Raw genomic sequence first — 17,934 nt, 5'->3', positions numbered from 1 at the left:
CATGAAGCTTCGCCACCCCGTCATCAACAGGGCCATCACCGGCGCCGCCGCCACGACGGCCGCCATCGCCCTGCTCTCGCTCTCCGCGTGCGGTTCCTCCGGCTCCGACAACGCCGCGAGCTCGGACCAGCCGACGTCCGCAGCCAGCGCCGACAGCGGCAGCCAGAACGGGCAGACCGGCAGCACCCAGGGCCGGATGCCCGGCACCACCGGCAAGATCGCCGCCAAGCAGGGCAGCACCCTGCAGGTCCAGAACGCCACCGACGGTCAGGTAGCGGTGACCTACACCGCCAAGACCGCCGTCAGCGCTCAGGTCGCCGCCGCGCTCAAGGACATCAAGGTCGGCAGCTGCGTCAGCGTCACGCCGGCCAGCTCCGGCTCCGCCTCCTCCGGCGACACCGGCACCCAGACCGCCATCACCGCCGGCACGGTCCGGATCACCCAGCCGGTCGACGGCGAATGCACCGCCGGCTTCGGCGGCGGCTCGGGTGGCGGCTTCCCGGGCGGCGCGCCCAGCGGCATGCCGACCAGCATGCCGACCGACTTCGCCGGTCCCGGTGGCCAGGGTGGCGGCCAGGGCGGCGACATGCCGAGCGGTGCCCCCAGCGGGTTCGGCGGTCGTGGCGGCGGCTTCGGTGCCAACGGCTCGGTGACAGCGGTCAACGGCAACAGCTTCACCGTGAAGTCCAGCTTCCCGGGCGGCGACAGCAGCACGACCAGCACGACCAGCACGGTCACGGTCGACGCCTCGACCACGTACACCACCACGAAGTCGTCGGACAGCTCGGCGCTCAAGGTCGGCCAGTGCGTGGTCGCCACCGGCCAGACCGACGACACCGGTGCGGTCGCTGCCACCCGGCTGATCGTGAGCGCCCCGGTCGACGGCGAGTGCAGCAGCGGGTTCGGCTCCGGCCGTCCCGGCAGCAGCGGTCAGGGCGGCGCGGCGTGAACCAGCCCACCGCCCCCAGCCCCGGCCCCAGCCGCTGGCGTGCTCGCGTCGTCCGGGTCGGCGCCGGCATCGCGGTCGTCGCGGTGGTCGTCGGAGGCGGCGCCGCGGCGTACGCCGCGCACAGCAACGCGCCCGACCAGTACCGCACCGCACGCGCCACGCTCGGCGATGTCGAGCAGGTCCTCGCGCTCTCCGGCACCGTCGACCCCTCCGGCCGCTCGGACCTCTCGTTCGGCGCCTCCGGAACGGTCGCCAAGCTCACCGTCGGGGTGGGGGACAAGGTCACGCGCGGCCAGCTCCTGGCCACCCTCGACACCACCGCGCTGAAGGCTGCCGTGACGCAGGCCAACGCCGAGCTCGCCGCCGCGCGGGCCCAGCTCGCCAAGGACGAGGACGCCCAGACGAGCACGGTCACCAGTGCGACCAGCAGCTCCACCACGTCGAGCAGCGAGTCGACCAAGACGACGGGCGAGGCGCCGACAGCCGGCTCGAACAGCACGAACAGCACCTCGGGGAAGGGCACGGCCTCGACCGGCTCCTCGTCGACCGGTGCGCCCTCGACCGGTGCGCCCTCGACCGGTGCGTCGGCCGCGACGAGCAAGGCCCTGGCGCAGCTCGCCGCCCAGCAGCACGCGGTCGAGGTCGCCCAGAAGGCCGTCGACACGGCGATCACCGCCTCCCAGGAGGCGCTGAAGCAGGAGCAGTCGGCCTGCGCCACCGACGCGACCTCGGCCTCGGCGGACCCGTCCGCCGCCGCCAGCGCGGCGGCTGACACGTCCGGCACGGACGCTTGCCAGGCCGCGATCGAGGCGGTCCAGGCCGCCCAGCAGGCCGTCGCCGACGCCGAGTACTCCGGCTCCGGCAACCTCAAGGACGCCCTCGCTGCGCTCTCGACGACGCTCACCAACGCCGCCAAGGCCGCCACCGCGCCCGCCGCGACCGGCTCGGCGCCGAGCACCGGAAGCACGAGTGCCGGCAGCACCAAGACCGGCAGCACCAAGACCGGAAGCACGAAGACCGGTCAGCAGGCGACGCCGAGCACGAGCTCCCAGAGCAGCACCCAGAGCAGCACCCAGAGCAGCACCCAGAGCACGGGTTCCTCGAGCACCGGCTCGTCATCTCAGGGCTCGTCGTCCCCGGGCTCGTCGTCCCAGGGCTCGTCGTCCCAGTCGATGGGCGGCAGCCAGACCGTGACCGCCGCGACCCTCGCCAAGGACCAGGCCTCGATCGACTCCGCCCGCGCCACCCTGATCAAGGCGAGCCAGTCCCTGTCGGGGGCCACCATCAAGGCGCCGTCGAGCGGCACCGTCGCCCAGGTCTCGGTGACGAAGGGCGGCTCGGCGAGCGCCGGCAGCGCCGCCGTCGTCGTGATAGCGCCCGGAACCACCGCGGTCGAGCTGAGCGTGAGCAGCACCCAGGTCGCCGAGCTCAAGGTCGGCCAGAAGGCCCAGGTCACCCCGGCCGGCGCGGACCAGGCCTACGCCGGCACCGTCACCCGGATCAGCCGGATCCCCACGACGAGCTCCTCCGGGACCTCGACGTACCCGGTGACGGTCACCCTCGACCAGAAGGGGCTCAGCGTCCTCGCCGGGTCCACCGCGGCCGTCGACATCACCCTCGGCTCGGCCAGCGACGTCCTGACCGTGCCCACCTCGGCGGTGAGCAATGGCGCTGTCCAGGTCTACGCCGACGGCGAGGTCAGCCGGGTCCGCGTCACCACCGGCCTGGTCGGGCGCGCCCGTACGGTCATCACCGACGGGCTCAAGGCGGGCCAGGAGGTCGTCCTCGCCGACATGTCCACCGACCTGCCGACGAGTGACTCGAGCAGCACCACCCGCAGCGGGTTCAGCGGTGGCGGCTTCAGCGGCGGCGGTGCCTTCCCGGCGGGCGGGGCCCGAGCATTCGGGGGCTGAGCACAACGGACGGCGGGGCGACACACAGGTTTTGCATAGGAGAGTACGGAAGCCTGGCCCCATGACCGCTGCAGTCTCTGAGCTGACTCGACCGGACGGATCGCCGTTGCGTGTGCTCGTCGTCGACGACGAGGTCAACATCGCGGAGCTGATCACGATGGCGCTGCGCTACGAGGGTTTCGACGTGCGCTCCTCGCAGACCGGCGCCGAGGCGGTGCAGACGGCCCGGACCTTCGAGCCCGACGCGATCGTGCTGGACATCATGCTGCCCGACATCGACGGGCTCGAGGTGATGCGCCGGGTGCGCCGCGAGGACCCGGAGGTTCCGGTCGTCTTCCTCACCGCCCGCGACGCGGTCGAGGATCGGATCGCCGGCCTCACCGCCGGCGGCGACGACTACGTCACCAAGCCGTTCTCGCTGGAGGAGGTCGTGGCCCGGCTGCGCGCGCTGATGCGCCGCGCCGGCGCCCGCCGTACGGAGGCCCGCCCGGTCCTGACCGTCGGCGACCTGGAGCTCGACGAGGACAGCCGCGAGGTCTTCCGGGGCGGTGACGAGATCAACCTGACCGCCACCGAGTTCGAGCTGTTGCGCTACCTCATGCGCAACCAGCGCCGGGTGATGAGCAAGGCGCAGATCCTGGACCGGGTGTGGAACTACGACTTCGGCGGTCAGGCCAACGTCGTCGAGCTCTACATCTCCTACCTGCGCAAGAAGATCGACGCCGGCCGCACGCCGATGATCCACACCATGCGCGGTGCCGGCTACGTCCTCAAGCCGGCTCCCGCCGACGGGGCCTGACGCGCAAGACTGCCCTGTGTCCACGCTCCGACCCGTCGCCACGCCTGCGCGCGGCTGGGTCTCCCTCACCTCGCGGCTCGTCGTCACCGCTGTCACGCTCGTGGCGCTCGTCTGCCTGCTCAGCGGCACCCTCACGGTCGTCGCGATGCGCGCGTTCCTGACCGACCGGCTCGACGACGACGTCCGCGCGCTGCCGACCAGCATCAGCGCCCCCGACACGCACAACCGCGGGCCGGGCACGCTGCTCACCCTGATCCCGCTGGCACCGTCGGCGCCCGCCGACGGTGGTGTGCTGACCGAGGAGTCCGGGCAGTTCCGAGGCCTCGCCGACAGTGCCGTCGACGCACTGCTCACCGTGCCCCGCGACGGCGCCGTCCACACCCTGCGACTGCCGGGGTTCGGCAGCTACCGGGTGATCGCCCAGCGCGGTACGGACGGCGCGCGCGGCTCCGACGGCCAGAGCGACAACGTCGTGATGGTGACAGGGCTGCCGACCGCCGACGTCGACTCGACGATGCACAACCTGGTCGGGTGGGGCGCCCTGATCACCCTGCTCGGCGTCGCCGTCGCCGCCGCGATCGGGGTGGTCGTGGTCCGGCGCCAGCTGCGCCCGCTGCGCGAGGTCGCCGGCACGGCCCACGCCGTCGCGGCCCTGCCGCTGGCCTCGGGCGCCATCGAGATGACCGTACGGGTTCCGGCGCGTCTCACCGACGAGGAGACCGAGGTCGGGCAGGTCGGCGCCGCGCTCAACACCTTGATCCAGCACGTCGAGGAGTCGCTGCGCGCGCGTCACCGCAGCGAGCAGCAGGTCCGCCAGTTCGTCGCGGACGCCTCGCACGAGCTGCGCACCCCGCTGACCACGATCCGCGGCTACACCGAGCTCGCCGCCGGCCGGCCCGACGACGAGCAGGCCACCAAGACCGCGCTCGCCAAGGTGCAGGAGGAGGCGGGTCGGATGTCCGCGCTGGTCGAGGACCTGCTCCTGCTCGCCCGGCTCGACGCCGGACGCGGGCTCGAGCAGCACCGTGTCGATCTCACCCAGCTGTGCTTCGAGGCGGTCTCCGACGCGCGGGTGGTCGACCCGCAGCACCGCTGGCACCTGGTCCTGCCGACCGGGGGAGACCCCGAGGACCCCGCCCCGGTGCACGTCACCGGCGACCGGCTGCGACTGCACCAGGTGATCACCAACCTGCTCACCAACGCGCGCAAGCACACACCCGCGGGGACGACCGTCACCGTGACGGTGCGGCCCGGCGGCTTCAGCGTCCACGACGACGGCCCGGGCTTCCCTCCTGAGCTGATCGACCACGCCTTCGAGCGCTTCAGCCGTGGCGACCAGTCACGTCACCGCGAGTACCGCGACGGCGGCGCGGGTCTCGGGCTCTCGCTGGTGCAGGCGATCGTCGTCTCGCATGGCGGCACGGTGACGCTGCTGTCGCGTCCGGGCAGCACGACGTTCGGCGTCGCCCTGCCCGGCTGAGGTCACTTGCCGGGCAGGTCCAGCATCCGCTGCAGGGCGAGCTTGGCCTCGGCCTGGGTCTGCGGGTCGACCTCGATCCGGTTGACGACCGTGCCCTCGACCAGCGACTCCAGCGCCCACACCAGGTGGGGCAGGTCGATCCGGTTCATCGTCGAGCAGTAGCAGACGGTGCGGTCGAGGAAGACGATCCGCTTGTCGGGGTGGGCCTTGGCCAGGCGCTGCACCAGGTTGAGCTCGGTGCCGATCGCCCAGGCGGTGCCGGCCGGTGCCTCCTCGATCGTCTTGATGATGAACTCCGTCGAGCCCACCAGGTCGGCCTTGAGCACGACCTCGTGCTGGCACTCGGGGTGCACGATGATGTTGATGCCCGGGATCTCGGCCCGCAGCTCATCGACGGTGTCGGGGGAGAAGCGGCCGTGCACCGAGCAGTGACCCTGCCACAGGATCATGGTGGCGTCCTGGAGCTGCTCGGCGCTGAGGCCGCCGTCGGCCTTGCGCGGGTTCCACACGACGTTCTTCTCCAGCGGGATGCCCAGCTTGAGCACCGCGGTGTTGCGACCGAGGTGCTGATCGGGCAGGAACATCACCTTCGAGCCCCGCTCGAACGCCCACTCGAGCACGCTCTGGGCGTTTGAGGAGGTGCAGACCACGCCGCCATGGCGGCCGCAGAACGCCTTGATGTCGGCGGAGCTGTTCATGTACGTGACCGGCACGACCTGATCCGCGATGCCGGCGGCCTCGAGGGCCGCCCATGCGGCCTCGACCTGCTGGAGGCGGGCCATGTCGGCCATCGAGCAGCCGGCCGCGAGGTCCGGCAGGACGACCTGCTGGGCATCGGTGGTGAGGATGTCAGCGGACTCGGCCATGAAGTGGACGCCGCAGAAGACGATGTACTCGGCGTCGGGGCGCGCCGCGGCGTCCTTCGCGAGCTTGAAGGAGTCGCCGGTCACGTCGGCGAACTGGATGACCTCGTCGCGCTGGTAGTGGTGCCCCAGGACGAAGACCCTCCCGCCCAGCTTCTCCTTGGCGGCGCGGGCGCGTGCCACCAGGTCGGGGTCGGAGGCCGGCGGCAGGTCGCCGGGGCAGTCGACGCCGCGCTCGGAGTCGAGGTCGACGCCACGGCCCAGCGGCAGCAGCGGGAGGTCCACGGTGGTCATGGCGTCATCCTAAATGTCGGCGCCCACACCACTACGGTGTGCCCATGCGCGTGCTCATCGCCCCGGACAAGTACGCCGGCACCCTCACGGCGGCCGAGGCGGCGGAGGCGATCGCCGCCGGGTGGCGCAGCGCGGCCCCCGGCGACATCCTCGACCTCGCGCCGCTCTCCGACGGCGGTCCGGGCTTCGTCGACGCGCTCCATGCGGGGCTCGGCGGCGAGCTGCAGGCCGTCACGGTCCGGGGCCCGCTCGGCGACCCGACCCCGGCGACGGTGCTGGTCGCGGGTCGTACCGCCTATCTGGAGAGCGCCCAGGCCTGCGGCCTGCACCTCACCGGCGGCGTCCGGGGCGAGGAGGCGAGCACGTACGGCGTCGGCGAGCTGCTCCTCGCCGCCCTCGACACCGGCGTCGAGCGGATCGTGATCGGGCTGGGAGGCAGCGGCACCAACGACGGCGGCGCCGGGCTGCTGGCCGCGCTCGGTGCCACCGCGGACGTGCCGCTGGACCGCGGCGCGGAGGGCCTGGCCGGGATCGCGACACTCGAGCTGCCCGACCCGGCGCCGACGGCCGGTGTGGCGATCGTCGCCGCCAGCGACGTCGACAACCCGCTGACCGGTCTCTTCGGCGCGAGCAAGGTCTTCGGCGCCCAGAAGGGGCTGGACGAGGACGCCCAGCAGCGCGCCGACCTGGCCCTGACCCAGCTCGCCGCGCTGGGCGGCCGGGTGCGCGCGCTCGAGCCCGGAGCCGGCGCCGCCGGTGGCCTCGGCTTCGCGCTGTTCCTGCTCGGAGCCACCCGCGAGCCGGGACTCGACGTGGTCGCGAGCGCCACCGGGCTCGCCGAGCGGATCGCCACCGCCGACCTGGTCGTCACCGGCGAGGGGGCCTTCGACGCCTCCAGCCGCGGCGGCAAGGTGCCGGTCGCGCTGGCCGCGATGGCCGCAGAGCGGGCCCGCCCGACCATCGTCCTCGCGGGACGGGTCGGCCTCGGCGCCCGCGAGACGCGGTCTCTCGGGGTGGAGTCCGCCTATGCGGTCGTGGATGCGGCCGGTGAGGAGCGGGCGCTGCGCGAGCCGGCGGCGGCGCTGGCCGAGCTCGGGGCGAGGGTCGCGCGGACCTGGAGTCCGGGCTGATCGCACGAGGGCCGGGAATAACCAGTCGTGTGCGAGACTTGGGCCTGTCGTACGACGCTGATTCTTGACTTTGGAGGTCCTCATGGGCGACGCATGTTGCGGCGGCGGTCACAACCACGGTGCTGAGAGCGCGAGCGCTCCGGCTGCCCCGGTCTCGGTGGCCATCGGCACCCGCACCGACCAGATCAACCTGAGCGACGTTGCCGCCGCCAAGGTGAAGAGCCTGCTGGAGCAGGAGGGTCGCGACGACCTCAACCTGCGCATCTCGGTGCAGCCGGGCGGTTGCTCGGGTCTGCGCTACCAGCTGTTCTTCGACGAGCGGAGCCTCGACGGCGACGTCATCACCGACTTCGACGGCGTCGGTGTCGTCGTGGACCGGATGAGCGTGCCCTACCTCAACGGCGCCACCATCGACTTCGTGGACACGATCGAGAAGCAGGGCTTCACGATCGACAACCCGAACGCGACGGGCTCCTGCGCCTGCGGTGACTCCTTCCACTGATCTGCGGCACCCAGCACGCTCGCTGCGTAGTCGGCCGCCCGGCGGCCGCTCCGCTTCAAGGCCGCCTTCGGGTCTCCGCCTTGCGATCGCGTGCATGGGAGATCGCAGGTAGGCAGCAACGAGAAAGCCCCCGCCAACGGCGGGGGCTTTCTCGCGTGGCGGGGCTCAGCCCTGCTTGAGGGTGTAGGCGTTGTCGATGTCGGCGAACGCCTGCGAGGCCTTCGTCAGGTAGGTCGACATCTCCTCCAGCAGGCCGACGCTGTTCTTGTTCGCGGTCGTCCACTGGTCGTAGGTGGTGTTGAACGAGTCGCCGGCCGAGCCGGAGAAGCCACCGTCGGCGATCAGGCTGTCGACCTGGCCCTTGGTGGTGTCGAGCAGCTGCTCGAGCTGGTTCTTCAGGCTGGCGAGGTTCTTCGCCTGGGCAGCGATGCTGCCGTGGTCGATGGAGATGCTCTTCTCAGCGGCCATGAGTCCGTACTCCCGATCGTTGGTTGACGCCCTGTCGGTGGTCTTCTGCCCGCGGCCGCTGCGCGTTAAACCTGCCTACTCGCAGAGCGGGGCCTGCACGGGGACCTGGTCGCCGGTGCCGTCGAAGAGCACGCCGCGGCCCGGGGTGAGGCGGGCGACGAGCGACATGCGTCCCACCCGGCCGCCGAAGACGTCACCCGCGAGCGCCTCCATCGGGGAGAGCACCACGCCCTTGCGACCCTTGCGCGCCTCGGTGATCCAGCCGGAGTAGCCGGCGGCGAGCTCGGCGGTGCCGCCGGCGACGAGGACGTGGAAGTCCCGGTCGCGCGCCTGCCGTACGAGCGCCATCAGCACCGGCGCCATGTCGGCGTCGCGCAGCCGCTCGGCGTCGTCGATCAGCACGACAGCGCCGTCGCCGAGCCCCTGCAGGCGCTTGACCACCTCCTCCGGTCCGGCGGCGGTGCCGCTGACGCACTCTGCCCCGAGCTCGTCGAGCAGGCGGGTGAGCGCGTTCTCGGCAGGGGTGAAGCCGAGCAGCTGCCGGTCCTGGGAGACCGCCCAGCGGGCGGCGAACATCAGGGCGTTGGTCCGGCCGCTGCGCGGCGGACCCACCACCAGTGCCGGGCTCTGCACCGCCTCCACGGCGAGCAGCGCGAGGTCGTCGCCGCCGACTCCGACCGGGATCGTCCCGGCGGGCACCGCAGTGGCCGCGTCGAGCGCCGCGGCCACTGTCACCTCGCTCGGCAGCGCGGCCAGCGAGAACGGTCGCAGCGCGGGCGGCGTCACGTCGCCGTGCGCGTGCAGCCGGGCGCCCAGGTCGCGGACGTACCCGCTCTGCGCGGCTCCGGAGGTGTCGTCGGCCAACACGGCGACCTGGCTCTCCAGGCCGGTCTCGGACCACAGCCCGCGGCCCTCGCCCAGGCTCTCCGGCACGTCCTTCACCTTCAGCCCGGCGAGGCCGTAGTCGGTGCGATCGGGCAGGCGCAGCAGCAGCTTGGACTCGACCAGGCCGCTGACCCGCCCGCTCAGCAGGCTGCGATCGCCCGTGACGAGCACCTGTACGCCGACCGAGGCGCCCTCGCGCAGCAGGGTGAGCATCGCGTCGTTGAGCCGGCCCAGGTCGACCTCGGCCAGGTCGGAGAGGAAGCCCTCCCAGCGGTCCAGCAGGAGCAGGACGTACGGAAGCCGCCGGTCGGGCTCGGCCGCCCGGCGCTGCTCGTCGATGTCCGCGAAGCCGTCGCGCCCGAGCACGTCCTGGCGTCGCCGCACCTCCTCGAGCAGCCGGTCGAGGAGCCGCCCGGCGCGCTCGGTCTCGGTGCGTTGCACGACGGCGCCGGTGTGCGGCAGGGCCGAGAGCGGCAGCAGGGCGCCGTTGCCGCAGTCGAGGCTGTAGAGGTGCAGGTCGCGTGGTGCGGTGGTCTCGGCGAGCGCGGCGGCGATGGTGCGCAGCGCGGTGGAGCGGCCGCTGCGCGCCCCGCCGACGACGTAGAGATGACCGGAGCCGCCGAGCACGAACCGACGCGGCCGCTGGGCCTGGTCCTGCGGCACGTCGTCCATCGCCCAGGGCGCGGAGAAGCCGGTGACCTGATCGTGGTCCTCCGACGCGGAGCCCCCGCGCAGGTCCGCGACGGTGACGGCGGCCGGCAGCGACGGAAGCCAGGGGGAGTGCATCGGCGGCAGACCGAGGGCGTCGTTGGCGCCCTGGATGGCCTCCACCAGCACCTTGAGGTCGGTCTCACCCTCGTCCGTGCCGCCTTCGCGGGTCGTCGGCCGGGCGGGTGCGGGCAGACCGACCTCGGCCCACGGCAGCGACCAGGCGAGCGCGGGCGGCAGCTCCTCGTCGCCCGTACGGACCGACGGGCGGGCCCCGCCGACCCGGCCGGACTGGAAGGGCAGCAGCGAGGAGTGCCCCAGCCGGGCATAGCCCCGGCCGGGCTGGGCCGCGCCGATGGTGGCCGCGTCCGGTGCGTCGATCACGTCGCGGGACTCGGCGTCGTCGGTGACCCGCAGCGCGATCCGGAGGTTGGTGTTGGCGCGGATGTCGTTGGAGATGACGCCCGAGGGGCGCTGGGTGGCGAGGACCAGGTGGATGCCCAGCGAGCGGCCGCGCTGGGCGATGGTGACCAGGCCGTCCACGAAGTCGGGCAGCTCCGACTTGAGCGAGGCGAACTCGTCGATCACGATCGCCAGCCGCGGGATCGCCGGCAGCGACGGATCGCGGCGCTGCAGCGCCCAGTAGTCCTCGAGATCCTTGGCGCCCGGCGCCGCGAGGAGGTGCTCGCGGCGGCGAAGCTCGGCGCCGAGCGACGTCAGCGCGCGGCCCACGAGGTGGGTGTCCAGGTCGGTCACCATGCCGACCGTGTGCGGCAGTCGGGCACAGTCCTTGAACGCCGAGCCGCCCTTGTAGTCGACCAGCACGAAGGTCATCTGCTCGGGGCTGTTCGCGATCGCCAGCGAGGCGACCACCGTCTGCAGGAACTCCGACTTGCCGGAGCCGGTGGTGCCCGCGATCAGCGCGTGCGGGCCGTCCTTGCGCAGGTCGAGGCGGAACGGCCCGTCGAAGCCCTCGCCGATGACGACCTCGGTCTGCGCCTCCGGACCCCAGCGGTGCCTGACCTGGTCCGGCGTCGGGTCGGGCATCCGGACCGAGTCGAGCAGCCGGGCGCTCGCCGGCAGGCCGGAGACCTGCTCGTCGGGGGTGGTGTCGCGCACCGGCGCGAGCGCCCGCCCGACGCGCTCGGCCCAGGCCTCCTCGACCAGGTCGGGGCTGATCCGCGAGACCGCCTCGCTGCCCGTACGGCGCAGCTCGACCAGCCCCTCGGAGACCTGGAGCACCGCGCGGCACTCCTCGGGCAGCGAGCGGGCGTCGTCATCGAGGCAGAGCACGTGGATGCCGACAGCCGGTCCCTCGCGCAGCAGCTGCACGACGCCGGGGAGCGTCCGCAGCCGGCGGGCACCGTCGAGCACGACCAGGAAGTCGGGACGCGGCGACAGGTCGCCCTGGGTGGTGAGGCCGTCGCGCTGCGACCGGTCGGCGATGACCTGGCCGAGCTCGCCGACCCGCCGCGAGACCGAGCCCTGCTCGGTGCCGATGAGCGCACCGACCGGCTCCCCGGCGATGCGGCAGTGCGGCAGCCACCGCAGCCAGCCCCACTGATCCTCGCGATCGGCGCCGGTCAGCACCACGATCCGCAGGTCGTCGGGGGCGTGCAGCACCGCGGACTGGCCGAGCAGCCAGCGGCCGAGGGCATCGACGCCGGTGCCGTCGCCGCACAGCCCGACGACGCCGTCCTGGCGCATCCGCACGCCGACCGGCACGTCGCCGAGCTCGTGCGGTGCGCGCGGCTCGTCGGTCTCCTTGCGCGCCCGGTCGCGGATCGCGATCGCCGAGGGCCGGTCGGCGACGCCGACCCGCAGGCTGAGGTAGTCGGGGTCGCGCCGGCGGCGCACCCACAGGTCGTGGCCGGGGCCGACCGCTTGGAGCAGCAGGCTGGCGGCGTCGGGCTGGTGAAGGCGGAGGTCGTCGCGCTCGAGGGTCCAGGCGCGGGCGATGCGGCGCCGTACGGACCGGTCCTCGGCCCGGAACTCCAGCATCCGCCGGCGGTGGTCCTGTGCGCCGGCGCGGCGGTTGAGGATCCAGTTGAGCATCGCCATCACCGGCGAGAGCGCCGCCAGGACCAGGTAGCGCGGGCTGCCGAGGAGCAGCGCCATCGGCCCGGCGAGCACCACCGGCGCGAGCACCATCGCCCACGGGATCCGCTGGCCACGGGGCGCGGTCGGCTCGGCGGGGATGACGAAGGCGCTCTCCCGTACGGGCGGCAGCATCCGCGGGGGCCGGTTGAAGTCGACGCCGAGTCTCTCGGCGCTGTCGGTGACGTCCGCGTCGGGCTGCCAGACCCGGTGCCACTGCAGCACGGTCTGGCCGATGCGGAGGTCGGAGCCGCGCGGCCACTCCAGCGCGGCCGGGCCGGCGTCGGCGCGGGCGGTACGTCGCCGGCGCGCCGCCCGCTCGCGGCGGGTGAGGAGGTCGTCGGGAAGGTCGTCGACCTCTTCGACCGGGTCGGCGGCGCCATCGATCCCCGCCTCGTCGGGTGCGTCGGGGTCCTCGCCGTCGATCCGTACCGGCACGGTGACGGCGACGATGCTCAGCTCGCCGTCGGTGCCGACCGAGACGGTGAGCGCGTCGACCGGGAGCAGCAGGTCGGGCAGGGACATGCCGGAGCCGCCGCACCCGATCACGTGCTCGCCCAGGCCGATCCGGTGGATCCGGCCGGCGCCGGGGCCCGAGACGAGCCGCAGCTCGACGACGCCGCCCGGCAATGTGGGCTGCCACGCGTCGGGCTCGTGCAGCGCGATCCGCGCGCCCGGGCGCACCCCGGCCGCTCGCACGGTCTCCTCCACCGCCACCGGCCGCCCGTCGACGTAGACGGCCAGCCCCGTGAGGAAGCGCGGATGGACGGGCTCGCCCAGCACGTCGAGCAGCGCCGGCAGCACCTCGCCGATCGTCTGCTCGGGCAGAGCGTCGACGAGGACATCGGCGCTACGCCCGCTGGCGCCGTCGATCGCGGTCACGCTGAAACGCACCAGAAGACCCCACTTCTCCTTGTTTGGCTCGCAGCGTATCGGGGGAGTAAGGACACAGTGACCACTGATTCCAGCACCAGCCTGGCCGACCAGCAGCGCTCGCGGGCGTTCCGCGGGCTCGGGGCGAACGGGCGCTCGATCTCCGGAGGAGCCGGCCGGCCCGCGGTGAAGCCGCCCCGCCAGCGACGTCCCGCCCTCGCCGCCCTGGCGGTCCTCCTGGTCGTCGGCGGGGCCCTGCTCGCCGGGCTGCTCGCGGTCCGGATGGACTCGCGCACCTCGGTGCTGGTCGCGGCTCGCGAGATCGTGCCGGGCTCGCGGATCACCGCGCAGGACCTGCGCGAGGTGAGCGTCTCGGCCAGCGGCCTGTCCCTGATCTCCGCGGACGACGCGGCCCAGCTCGCCGACGGCACCTGGTACGCCGGCCAGGACATCAAGCCGGGCACCCTGCTGGATCGCAACATCGTCACCCAGACGGCGCCCTACGGCACCGACGAGGTGATGGTCTCGATGTCGTTGAGCGCCGCGCTCGCGCCGGCATCCACGCTGCGCGGCGGCGACCTCATCGAGGTGGTGCGCACCGCCGGCGACAAGGGCGCCTCCAGCGGTCCGGCCGAGGTGATCAGCCAGGCCCTGGTGATGGGCGTGACCACCAGCGGCGGCGACTCGCTGTCGAGCGGCTCCACCACCGCGATCCTGCTGGTCCCGAAGAGCGTCGCACCGGCGGTGATCGACGCCTCCGCCGCCGGGCAGGCCGGCGCCGCGCTGCTCAAGCGCGGCCAGTCCACCACCGTGCAGCTCGAGGCGGCCCCGTGAGCGTCATCGCGCTGGCGTCGGCCAAGGGCTCGCCCGGCGTGACCATGACGGCGCTCGCGCTGGCCGCCGTCTGGCCCGTCCCGGTCGCCCTCGCCGACATCGACCCGGCGGGCGGCGACGTCATCTGGCGCACGCGTACGGACCACGGCGACCCGCTCGACCCCGACCGGGGACTGCTGGCGCTCGGCGCCGCCACCCGCCGCGGCGCGGGGGAGACCGCCCTGATGCTGCACCTGCAGGAGACCTCGCAGGGCGTGCCCGTGCTGGTCGGCGTGCCCTCGCCCGACCTGCTCTCCGGCCTGGGCGCCGTGTGGGGCCAGCTGCCGGCCGTCTTCGGCGCCCACGGCGGTGACGTGATCGTCGACTGCGGCCGGGTGGTGCCCGGCTCGGCGGTGCTGCCGGTGCTGACCAAGGCCGACGCCGTGGTCTTCGTGGTCCGCCCCGACGTCGAGGGGATCGCCCAGCTCCGCGAGCGGCTCGGCTCGCTGGCCGGCCAGATCGAGGCCGGCCGGGTCGGCGTCATCGTCCGCACGACCTACCGCGACACCCGCTCCGGCGCCGATCTGCAGCAGCTCCTCGACGCGCACCGCCTGCATGCGGTCGTGCTGGGCGTCGTCGCCGAGGACGACAAGGGCGCGGCGGTGCTCTCCTCGACCCGGCTCGGCTCCGTGCGACGCTCCCTGCTCGGCCGCTCCGCGATCACCCTCACCGGCGCCGTCCGCGAGCTCGCCGGCGTCAGCGCACCGGTGGAGGTGTCCGCATGAGCACCCCACGCGAATGCTCGCTTCGCTCCGCTTCGAACGGGGACCCCGCATGAGCACCCCACGCGAATGCTCGCTTCGCTCCGCTTCGAACGGGGACCCCGCATGAGCACCCCACTCGAATGCTCGCTTCGCTCCGCTTCGAACGGGGACCCCGCATGAGCACCCCATTCGAATGCTCGCTTCGCTCCGCTTCGAACGGGGACCCCGCATGACCGATCAGCACCTGGTCCGCCGGCTGCGCGAGGAGGTCGCCGACGTCCTGGCGCGCCAGCGTCGCGAGGACGCCGGCAACGGCCTGCCGCCGATGTCGGCCGAGGACGAGCGCCAGTTCGCCCGTGCGGTGGTCACCCGCGTGCTCGACGCGTACGCCCGCGAGGAGATCCGCGCCGGCCGGACGCCTCCGGCCCAGGAGGACGAGGCCCAGCTCGCCGACGGCATCCACGCCGCCCTCTTCGGCGTCGGTCGTCTCCAGCCCCTGCTGGACGACCCCGAGGTCGAGAACATCGACATCAACGGCTGTGACCAGGTCTTCATCGGCTACGCCGACGGTCGGGAGGTGATCGGTGAGCCGGTCGCGGACAGCGACGACGAGCTGGTCGAGCTGGTGCAGACGCTGGGTGCCTACTCCGGGCTCACCTCGCGTCCCTTCGACACCGCCAACCCGCAACTGGACCTGCGCCTGCCCGACGGCTCGCGTCTGTCCGCGGTGATGGGCGTGTGCCAGCGGCCCTCGCTCTCGATCCGGCGCGCCCGCCTCTCGCGGGTCAGCCTGGACACGCTGGTGGGCTACGGCTCGATGTCGCCCGAGGTCGCCGCGTTCCTGTCCGCGGCCGTCCGGGCCCGGAAGAACATCATGATCGCCGGCGCCACCAACGCCGGGAAGACGACCCTGCTGCGGGCGCTGGCCAACGAGATCGAGCCGCACGAGCGGCTGATCACCGTCGAGCGGGCCCTCGAGGTCGGGCTCGGCGAGTTCCCGGACCTGCACCCCAACGTGGTCGCGTTCGAGGAGCGACTGCCCAACACCGAGGGCCAGGGCGCGATCCAGATGGCCGAGCTGGTCCGCCGCTCGCTGCGGATGAACCCCAGCCGGGTGATCGTCGGCGAGGTGCTCGGTGACGAGATCGTGACGATGCTCAACGCGATGAGCCAGGGCAACGACGGCTCCCTGTCGACCATCCACGCCAACTCCTCGGCGGAGGTCTTCAACCGGATCTGCACCTACGCCATCCAGAGCGCCGAGCGGCTGCCGGCCGAGGCGGCGATGATGCTCATCGGCGGTGCGATCGACTTCGTCGTCTTCTGCGAGCGGGTGAACCTCTACCACGACGGCGGCACGCTGCGCCGGATGGTGACCTCGATCCGCGAGGTCAACGGCGTCGACGGCCGGGTGCTCTCCAGCGAGGTCTTCGCGATGGGCCCGGAGGGCAACGCCGTGCCGGCCGCCGCGATCTCCTGCCTGCGTGAGCTCGAGGCCGTCGGGTACGTGCCGGGCGCCGCACCCACCTGGGTCGAGGCCGGGCCCATGACCGGGGGAGTGCCGGTGTGAACGGGGATCTGATCGTCCCGATGATCATCCTCGCCGGCGGCCTCGTCGGCGGGGGACTGGCGCTGCTCGGCTACGCCCTGATCCCGCGCGAGCGACCGCTCGTCGCGGGGAGCAGGTCGGACCTGCTCGACCAGCTGAGGGCTCAGGGCCGGATGCTGCCGCTCGGGATCATCGCCGGTCTCGGCGTCCTGGCCATCACCCGCTGGGTCGTCACGGCGATCGCGGTCGGCCTCCTCGTCGTCTTCTGGAACCGGCTCTTCGGCGGCACCCGGCGCGAGAAGGACGGGGTCGCCAAGATCGAGGGGCTCGCCGCGTGGACCGAGTCCCTGCGCGACACCGTCGCCGGGGCGGTCGGCCTCGAGCAGGCGATCCCCGCCACCGCGTACGCCGCAGCGCCCGCGATCCAGAGCAGCCTCCTGACGATGGCCGACCGGCTGCGCGTACGCGTGCCGCTGCCCGACGCCCTGGAGCGCTTCGCCGAGGACATGGACGACCCCAGCGCCGACCTCATCATCGCCGCGCTCATCCTCAACTCGCGACTGCGCGGCCCGGGCCTGCGCGACGTCCTCTCCTCGCTGGCCCGGTCCGCGCGCGCCGAGCTGGAGATGCGCCAGCGGATCAACGCCGGGCGGCGCAGCACCCAGCGCAGCGTGCAGATCATCATCACCGTCACGCTCGCCTTCGTGCTCGGCCTGGCGGTCTTCAACCCGACCTACCTGGCGCCCTACCGGACCGCCGTCGGTCAGGTCGTGATGGTGCTCATCATCGGCCTCTTCGGCGCCGGGATCATGTGGCTGCGGCGGCTCTCGCGCTTCGAGCAGCCCGAGCGCTTCCTGCTGTTCCGCGGGGAGGTGGCGCGCTGATGGTGCTCGTCATGCTCGCGGGCGCCATGGTGGGAGCCGGCCTCCTGCTCGGCGCCTGGCTGGTCCTGCAGCCCCCGCCCAGCGGCGCTGCCCAGCTGGCCCAGCTCGACGCCCGGATCGCCCGCGGCCGGCGCGACAACGGCCTGACCCGCGACCGGCGCCACCAGGGCGAGTCGCAGCGGCTGCGCCGCCTCGGCGCCGATGTCGCCCAGGCGATGGACAGGCGCGGCCTCCAGCTCCCGCGCGCCCTCGCCGCCAGCCTCAGCATGATCGGGATGTCCCAGGAGATGTTCCTGGCCCGGTCGGTGATCGGCGCCCTGATCGGCTTCTTCGCGCCGCTCGTCGTCCTCGTACCGCTCACCGCCGCCGGCGTGACCGGCTCGGCGCTGCCGTTGTGGGTGCTGCTCATCGGCGCCCTGATCGGCCTGGTGTGGACCGCCCTGCGAATCACGCGGGATGCGGAGGAGAAGCGTCGATCCTTCCGACACGTGGTCAGCTCGTTCCTCGACCTGGTGGCGATGAACCTGGCCGGCGGACGCGGCGTCCCCGAGGCCCTGCAGGCCGCCTCCGGCATCTCCGACGGCTGGGCGATGTCCCGTATCCGCGACACCCTCGAGGCCGCCCGGCTGCAGGGCAACACGCCGTGGGCGGCGCTCGGCGCGCTCGGCGACGAGGTTGACGTCGACGAGCTGCGCGACCTGGCGGCGGCGTTGGCGCTGGTCGCCGAGGACGGTGCGAAGGTCCGGGACTCGCTGACCGCCCGTGCAGAGTCGATGCGCCGTCGCGAGCTGGCCGATGCGGAGGGACGGGCCTCGGCGCGCTCCCAGTCGATGCTGGTCGCCCAGCTGTTGCTGTGCGCGGGCTTCCTCGTCTTCCTGATCTACCCCGCCCTGGCCCGGATCGCGGGCACCTCGGGCGTTTGACCATCGGCTCGATCGGGAAAGAGTCCGATCGAACGCACTA

The 17,934-nt window shown here is 73.1% G+C and carries 14 protein-coding genes; 11 read left to right on the top strand and 3 right to left on the bottom strand.

Features of this window, described 5'->3' with window-relative positions:
* The first annotated feature begins 1 nt into the window (after position 1).
* The 4 genes from ACZ5L9_RS00535 (at position 2) to ACZ5L9_RS00520 (ending at position 5,141) form a co-directional block, all read left to right on the top strand.
* Positions 2-949 (top strand): DUF5666 domain-containing protein, encoded by a 948-nt coding sequence (locus ACZ5L9_RS00535; RefSeq protein ID WP_464532316.1) that lies wholly within the window; start codon positions 2-4, stop codon positions 947-949.
* Positions 946-2,862, top strand: coding sequence for an efflux RND transporter periplasmic adaptor subunit (locus ACZ5L9_RS00530; RefSeq protein ID WP_464532314.1), 1,917 nt, complete (start codon positions 946-948; stop codon positions 2,860-2,862). Before ACZ5L9_RS00535 ends, ACZ5L9_RS00530 begins: the two co-directional genes overlap by 4 nt.
* 61 nt (positions 2,863-2,923) lie before the next feature.
* A complete protein-coding gene (locus tag ACZ5L9_RS00525) occupies positions 2,924-3,661 on the top strand; it encodes a response regulator transcription factor (RefSeq protein WP_464532312.1) in 738 nt (245 codons plus the stop codon).
* Between the two features lie 16 nt (positions 3,662-3,677).
* Entirely contained in the window at positions 3,678-5,141 is a 1,464-nt protein-coding gene (locus ACZ5L9_RS00520; RefSeq protein WP_464532310.1) for a sensor histidine kinase, read from the top strand.
* 2 nt (positions 5,142-5,143) lie between these two features.
* Here ACZ5L9_RS00520 and nadA read toward each other — a convergent pair whose 3' ends face one another.
* Positions 5,144-6,298 (bottom strand): quinolinate synthase NadA, encoded by a 1,155-nt coding sequence (gene nadA, locus ACZ5L9_RS00515; protein WP_464532307.1) that lies wholly within the window; start codon positions 6,296-6,298, stop codon positions 5,144-5,146.
* A gap of 44 nt (positions 6,299-6,342) precedes the next feature.
* Here nadA and ACZ5L9_RS00510 point away from each other — a divergent pair, with 44 nt between their 5' ends.
* Together ACZ5L9_RS00510 and erpA are read left to right on the top strand one after the other, a co-directional pair.
* On the top strand, positions 6,343-7,428 hold the full coding sequence (locus ACZ5L9_RS00510) for a glycerate kinase family protein (protein WP_464532305.1): 1,086 nt from the start codon (positions 6,343-6,345) through the stop codon (positions 7,426-7,428).
* Positions 7,429-7,510: 82 nt separating this feature from the next.
* The gene (gene erpA / locus ACZ5L9_RS00505) at positions 7,511-7,930 is read left to right on the top strand and encodes an iron-sulfur cluster insertion protein ErpA (protein WP_464532302.1); all 420 of its coding nucleotides are present in this window, start codon (positions 7,511-7,513) and stop codon (positions 7,928-7,930) included.
* A 165-nt stretch (positions 7,931-8,095) separates the two neighbouring features.
* Here erpA and ACZ5L9_RS00500 read toward each other — a convergent pair whose 3' ends face one another.
* Positions 8,096-8,398: a WXG100 family type VII secretion target gene (locus ACZ5L9_RS00500; protein WP_464532299.1), complete on the bottom strand. Its 303-nt coding sequence runs from the start codon at positions 8,396-8,398 to the stop codon at positions 8,096-8,098.
* Between the two features lie 75 nt (positions 8,399-8,473).
* Positions 8,474-12,982, bottom strand: a complete 4,509-nt coding sequence (locus ACZ5L9_RS00495; RefSeq protein ID WP_464532295.1) for an FtsK/SpoIIIE domain-containing protein — start codon at positions 12,980-12,982, stop codon at positions 8,474-8,476.
* 57 nt (positions 12,983-13,039) lie between these two features.
* Between ACZ5L9_RS00495 and ACZ5L9_RS00490 the strand changes: the two genes are divergently transcribed.
* From ACZ5L9_RS00490 to ACZ5L9_RS00470, 5 genes are all read left to right on the top strand, one after another.
* The gene (locus tag ACZ5L9_RS00490) at positions 13,040-13,795 is read left to right on the top strand and encodes an SAF domain-containing protein (RefSeq protein WP_464532292.1); all 756 of its coding nucleotides are present in this window, start codon (positions 13,040-13,042) and stop codon (positions 13,793-13,795) included.
* Positions 13,792-14,559 carry a hypothetical protein gene (locus tag ACZ5L9_RS00485; RefSeq protein ID WP_464532289.1) on the top strand — a complete coding sequence of 256 codons (768 nt, stop codon included), beginning with the start codon at positions 13,792-13,794 and terminating at the stop codon, positions 14,557-14,559. Before ACZ5L9_RS00490 ends, ACZ5L9_RS00485 begins: the two co-directional genes overlap by 4 nt.
* 208 nt (positions 14,560-14,767) lie before the next feature.
* On the top strand, positions 14,768-16,108 hold the full coding sequence (locus ACZ5L9_RS00480; RefSeq protein ID WP_464532287.1) for a CpaF family protein: 1,341 nt from the start codon (positions 14,768-14,770) through the stop codon (positions 16,106-16,108).
* A complete protein-coding gene (locus ACZ5L9_RS00475) occupies positions 16,105-16,971 on the top strand; it encodes a type II secretion system F family protein (protein ID WP_464532285.1) in 867 nt (288 codons plus the stop codon). Before ACZ5L9_RS00480 ends, ACZ5L9_RS00475 begins: the two co-directional genes overlap by 4 nt.
* Positions 16,971-17,894: a type II secretion system F family protein gene (locus ACZ5L9_RS00470; RefSeq protein ID WP_464532282.1), complete on the top strand. Its 924-nt coding sequence runs from the start codon at positions 16,971-16,973 to the stop codon at positions 17,892-17,894. Before ACZ5L9_RS00475 ends, ACZ5L9_RS00470 begins: the two co-directional genes overlap by 1 nt.
* Positions 17,895-17,934 lie beyond the last annotated feature (40 nt).

This window comes from Nocardioides sp. JCM 18998, from assembly GCF_055391535.1.
The sequence above is the reverse complement of the archived record's forward strand: the minus strand, read 5'-3'. Positions and strand labels throughout refer to the sequence as shown.